Annotated in this window: 4 protein-coding genes and 1 pseudogene; 2 read left to right on the plus strand and 3 right to left on the minus strand. The window is 37.5% G+C overall.

Features of this window, described 5'->3' with window-relative positions; genetic code table 11:
- Positions 1 to 509: 509 nt before the first annotated feature.
- Complete coding sequence (locus PTE_RS27210) at positions 510 to 758, plus strand: helix-turn-helix domain-containing protein (protein WP_425339425.1); 249 nt, start codon at positions 510 to 512, stop codon at positions 756 to 758.
- Between the two features lie 101 nt (positions 759 to 859).
- Here PTE_RS27210 and PTE_RS07940 read toward each other — a convergent pair whose 3' ends face one another.
- From PTE_RS07940 to PTE_RS24460, 3 genes are all read right to left on the minus strand, one after another.
- Complete coding sequence (locus PTE_RS07940) at positions 860 to 1633, minus strand: 2OG-Fe(II) oxygenase family protein (protein WP_051477280.1); 774 nt, start codon at positions 1631 to 1633, stop codon at positions 860 to 862.
- Between the two features lie 257 nt (positions 1634 to 1890).
- Positions 1891 to 2367 carry a tRNA-dependent cyclodipeptide synthase gene (locus PTE_RS07945; RefSeq protein ID WP_198539238.1) on the minus strand — a complete coding sequence of 159 codons (477 nt, stop codon included), beginning with the start codon at positions 2365 to 2367 and terminating at the stop codon, positions 1891 to 1893.
- A 679-nt stretch (positions 2368 to 3046) separates the two neighbouring features.
- Positions 3047 to 3607, minus strand: a complete 561-nt coding sequence (locus PTE_RS24460; protein ID WP_245219010.1) for a 2OG-Fe(II) oxygenase family protein — start codon at positions 3605 to 3607, stop codon at positions 3047 to 3049.
- 335 nt (positions 3608 to 3942) lie between these two features.
- On the opposite strand from PTE_RS24460, the pseudogene PTE_RS24930 reads away from it, so the two are divergent.
- Positions 3943 to 4027, plus strand: a pseudogene (locus PTE_RS24930) (IS5/IS1182 family transposase); the annotation flags it as partial.

A 4027-nucleotide genomic window follows, 5' to 3' on the forward strand; every position in this document is an offset into this window, starting at 1 on the left:
CGNGTTGCTGATAATCGCATTATTCGCCTTATTCACCGTTTCCACTAANCNGAGGTTTTTTATAAAACCCGCACTTCCCCAAATGGTTAAGAATATAAATATAAATATTTTTCATAATCAATCGGTTATGTAATTTCTGGTAAAATAACAAGCCATAGCATTGGGGAAAAGTATGGCGAAGATTGGCTATATTCGTGTGTCAACAAATGACCAAAATAGTGCTCTACTAGCGAAATGCGCTGGTTAGTGCAAATTGTAAGCAAANTTTTGAAGATAAGGTCAGTGGAAAGACAGCGAACCGTCCGGGGGTAAAGCAGGCAGGGGGACACTAGAAATCAACAGATAATTTGGTAGTAAGGAAGTCGGATAGGAAAGAGAGCAGTTTAAAAACCTGGTAGCAACGAATGAAAAGGCACCGAAAATGGCGCCACTCCGGAGTGTACAGCNGTATTGATACCAGTACTCCAATGGGACGCTTTTTTTTCTATGTAATGAGTGCGTTAGCTGAAATGGAACGGGAGTTAATCGTTGAAAGAACAAACGCGGGATTAGTAGCCGCTCGCGCTCAGGGGAGAATCGGAGGCAGGCCAGTATCGTTTTCGTTCTCTGAACAGCAACAAGCGAAAAATCTGCTAGCAAATGGTCATAGTCGAAAGAAGCTTGCGTTAGTTTACGGCGTTTCCCTCTCCACTATTTACAAATATTTACCAATAGAGATGACAGAAAGTCAGAAAATTTACGGTAAAAAGCAGATGTAAGGTTAAATTTCGAGCTGATTTTGATGACACAACTAGCAAGAAAAACAGCTAAAATAAATCACATATTTTGATAAAAAACGCTGCGCGGAAATTTTATCAATTTAAATGACGCGCTTTCTCAATTTACGCGGCCCGCTACACCGGGTAAGAACTTCCATTGAAAGGCCAAAGTTGATAACAAAATATGTCGGGTCAGGGTTAACGGTTTCCCACTGATTGTTGAGGTTGATTTCAAGACCTGGAGATGTTGAGCGTAGAATAGTCATAAAGCCATCATCTTTATGAGATGCTAAACCTATTCCTTCAAGCTGTGGTCGATAATGGTTAAATGTAAGATGATAGGAACCAAGAGAATCTGAGCAACCACCTGTTGCAATAGACCAATCGACCTCTGGAATATTAGTCAATTTTAAAATAGAACGAAGAACAATATGCCCAAGTGCTGTCAATTCATTACCAGCTTGTTCGATCTCTGGTGGATAATTTCCTTTCCAAAAGCGATGCTCTAGAAGGAATTGTTCGATCTGATTAGTTCGTGTATGAAATCCAAGGAGTTGATCGCCAAATCTTTCGGCAGTAATTGTTCTAAATTCTCCATAGAGGGCAACATCAGTCCCTTTATAAAAATTCCTAGAGAAAATGTCACAAGCAGAAAGTTGAAACGAATATGGTATTTTTAGAAAAAATATACCATCGCTTAATGCCTGATCCTGCTGATTGCTCGATTCGAAAATAAGAGAATTATTCTCAACATACGCTTTTTGTAATTTTGCGATAATTTTAACTGGCCTATTATCAACACGCTTATTATACACATCTTGGTAGATAGCCCTTCGTTTAAGGCTCCAGGGTTTCAAATCGGTTGAATTAGTCATATCTACCGCCTTTTTAGATTAATAGAGACTACGGTAAGAGCCTCAAGTTCTGGAAGAAGACCAGGAAACTTTCCATCAGCTATTTCAGCTAAAGAACTGAATGCTCCTGGGTAGATCATGACGGAGTTTCCATTTTTTACTAGGCATGAAAATACTGCGAATTCCTCAAGGAAATATTCAGATGATTTTTTTATTCTATATAATCTCTCAGTTTCAGTGAGAGTATCCCATTCATATCGATGAAATTTTTTACTAAATTATTCTACTGAAAAACGAAATTTCGGGGAGGATTCGAAATATTCAGTTATTATCTTCTTAAATAATTTATAATCGGGTGTTTTTTGGGTTTTTGCACAAGTTATATATTCAAACTTTGTGGCATGGCTGTATGTATCTAGTATATTTTGATTTTCTCTCATAAAATTTTGACCTATTTGGATAGCACGGGATAAAGCTTCTTCTTGAGAAAAGCCTTGCGTCGTTTCAAGAGTAATTCTATGGATACTATCACCGATTAAGACTTTACATATGGAAAATCTTCGGGAAGCCCATTTTACTAAGGCATGAAACCTGTTAGGCTGGAAGTTACGGTTTTCTAAGCTGACACCCAAAAAACATTCTGTTTCTGATTCGAAGGTATTTCTCCGACTTTGGGGTGAGACGAAAGCAATTTTCGCTCGATATTGATCATTTCTTAGAAAAGGGATGATATTATAATTATCTATTATGGTCATAAATAATAACCTCAATATATATATTTTACATAATTAACGTTTTTATCTATGTAATATAACATATGGCATAGAAACAATTAAAATGCAAATTATAATAATAAAAATTACGATATACTTCATTGGCGGTAAATTATTGTCATAAAAATCTTACAAATCATTTTGTTATATTTTATTGCTTTTGTTATTATTTGGTAAATGTGATTGTTTATATTTTTATGGTTTATAAGTAATTTTTTTATAATTGTTATTGGTTCTACTGTAATTGTCTATATGAATTAGAATTCACCATCAATTTAAAGTAAAACTTTATATATTCTATGGGAAAGCACCTTTAGATGGGAAAAGAAGTGAAGAGGTAAAACCTTTTATTCAATGTGTAATAGATAATGTGCTGTGATATTTGTTGAAACAGAAAATTAAGTGCCTGAGGTATGAGCAAAGTTTTTTTAAATCCTCAGGTATGATTAATTTAAACGAGTTTTATTGTAAAAATATAGTTGACAGTTTTCCTTGTTATTATCGCTTGCATTTGGTGTCGTGTTGGTGCAGCTATATAAACTGATGAAAAACAGGCCTGCGCAGAAAAGAGTCTGAACCCGATTTAATCTGACAGGCACCTGTATAATAATGGGTAACTGCCAGGTTTGAGCTACTACACAGATTGTTATCCGGAAAATATCTACAAAGCGTCATTATCATCATCGTATGTCCGATTCATTTCTTGAACAATAAATTCTTCGACGGATTGAACTTTGATTGGGCCATTGGGGCCATATTTGTAGATATTGCCAGCCAGACTGCTGACTAAATACATGACATACGACATTCTATTGCGTTGCCCATTGCGTTCGGTACGAGCAACGCCATGTACATTGGCCCGAACATTCGGCATTAAATTTTCTGTCAGCACTTCAATCGAACTACCAAAGTTAATGATCAGGTATCCCGGAGCAGGGTCGATAGCCAAAAGCTCATCATCTATATAAGCCAAAAGGCCACGTTCAGTCGATCTTAAGACTGTCACCCAGCCTGAATCTCGATGAAATTTAGAACCTCGTGTGGCTTTCTCTGATCGGAAGTGGTTAAACGATAACATCTGGTTTCCTCGCCCTTCTGAAACACCATCGGTGACGAGTTCCCAGTCACGACGAGGAATACCAATATGAGTTAACACAGAGCGTAGTACACATATACCGACGTGTGCCATATGGTGACCCAGTGTTGAGACCTCTGATGGCATGAGGTTCCAGTGTTCTCGTTCGAGGCGGAATTGTTCCCATTGATCATGTTCTCTGTCGAAATAACCTTCGTAACCATTGGAAAAAGTACATGATTTGAATCCCGTATACGGTCGAAGGTCACTTTCTGTGGTGGGTTCAAAGAAGTGGTATGCAAACCGATCGCTATATTCAAAATCCATATATGATGGTGCTTTCAGGAGGAAAAAACCATCCCGGAGGGCTCGGTTAAAGCCGTCGTTGTCAGTAAAAATAAGATTATCTCCTTCTAGATAGTGTCGTCATAAATAAATTCATGTAATAATAACCCCATATTACATGAATGGATTACTTAAGCATGAACACACCAACACACCGCCGTCACGATATTTCTGATCATGTTTGGTGTTTACTTGAGCCTCACCTGCCAGGACGTAAGGGTG

It is taken from the genome of Photorhabdus khanii NC19 (assembly GCF_000517265.1).
In the GTDB taxonomy this organism is placed as follows: domain Bacteria; phylum Pseudomonadota; class Gammaproteobacteria; order Enterobacterales; family Enterobacteriaceae; genus Photorhabdus; species Photorhabdus khanii.